The sequence below is a fragment of the Polaribacter sargassicola genome (assembly GCF_021991835.1).
Taxonomy (GTDB): Bacteria; Bacteroidota; Bacteroidia; order Flavobacteriales; family Flavobacteriaceae; genus Polaribacter; species Polaribacter sargassicola.
Genome location: NZ_JAHDAU010000114.1, coordinates 1 through 330, shown reverse-complemented (window position 1 = coordinate 330; position 330 = coordinate 1). Strand labels below are relative to the sequence as shown.

General features: G+C 36.7%; 1 pseudogene. It reads left to right on the top strand.

Annotated features, from left to right (window positions below):
• Positions 1-330, top strand: a pseudogene (locus tag KI686_RS16080) (hypothetical protein); the annotation flags it as partial.

Below are 330 nucleotides of genomic sequence, written 5' to 3'. Positions count from 1 at the left end.
AGATTACAATGCCAATAATACACCTAAAAACTTATGGAATGAATCTAACAAAAAGGCAAGTTATCTTAACAGACCAAGCAAAGCGCAACCCTTCTTTTCTGTGTTCAATTATAGTGGTACACATACAAAACGGGTAGCGACTAGAAATACTAAAGGGAGAGAACCAAGAACCATTGCTCTTGATAGTGTTACATTGCCTCCATATTTGCCAGATGTAGAAGAGATTAAAGATGATATTGCTTGGTATTATGATGCGGTAAATAAAATGGATGTATGGGTAAAAAAACGTCTTGATGAATTGGAAGCTTCGGGTGAAGCAGACAACACCAT